Annotated in this window: 1 protein-coding gene; it reads right to left on the bottom strand. The window is 52.1% G+C overall.

Annotated features, from left to right (window positions below):
- A partial coding sequence (gene tuf / locus AB4K05_RS24625) for an elongation factor Tu (protein ID WP_368482269.1) occupies positions 1 to 1,022 on the bottom strand: 1,022 nt, incomplete at both ends.

Raw genomic sequence — 1,022 nt, forward strand, 5'->3', positions numbered from 1 at the left:
GTACGGCCGCCTTCACGGATTGCGAAACGCAGACCGTCGTCCATCGCGATTGGGTGGATCAGAGTCACAACCATCTTGATGTTGTCGCCTGGCATTACCATCTCTACGCCTTCTGGCAGTTCGATGGTACCGGTCACGTCAGTTGTACGGAAGTAGAACTGTGGACGGTAGCCTTTGAAGAACGGAGTATGACGGCCGCCTTCGTCTTTGGACAGGATATAAACTTCAGATTCGAATTTGGTGTGCGGCTTGATAGAGCCTGGCTTAGCCAGTACCTGACCACGTTCGATTTCTTCACGTTTGATACCACGCAGCAGAACACCAACGTTCTCACCAGCACGGCCTTCGTCCAGCAGTTTGCGGAACATTTCAACGCCGGTACAAGTAGACTTAGCAGTCTCTTTGATACCAACGATTTCAACTTCTTCACCAACTTTAACGATACCGCGCTCTACACGACCGGTAACAACAGTACCACGGCCGGAGATGGAGAATACGTCTTCGATTGGCAGCAGGAATGGCTTGTCAATCGCACGTTCTGGTTCTGGGATGTAAGAATCCAGGAAGCCAGCCAGTTCGATGATTTTTGCTTCCCACTCTGCTTCGCCTTCCAGCGCTTTCAGCGCGGAACCACGAACGATAGGAGTGTCGTCGCCTGGGAAATCGTACTGAGACAGAAGTTCACGAACTTCCATTTCTACCAGTTCCAGCAGCTCTTCGTCATCAACCATGTCACATTTGTTCAGGAACACGATGATGAAAGGAACGCCTACCTGACGACCCAGCAGGATGTGCTCACGAGTCTGTGGCATAGGGCCATCAGTCGCAGCAACAACCAGGATCGCGCCATCCATCTGCGCAGCACCGGTGATCATGTTTTTAACATAGTCGGCGTGCCCTGGGCAGTCTACGTGTGCGTAGTGGCGAGTCGGGGTGTCATATTCAACGTGGGAAGTGTTGATGGTGATACCACGAGCTTTTTCTTCTGGTGCGTTATCGATCTGGTCGAAAGCACGAGCAGC

Origin of the sequence: Kluyvera sp. STS39-E, assembly GCF_040932435.1 — a bacterium.
Taxonomy (GTDB): domain Bacteria; phylum Pseudomonadota; class Gammaproteobacteria; order Enterobacterales; family Enterobacteriaceae; genus Kluyvera.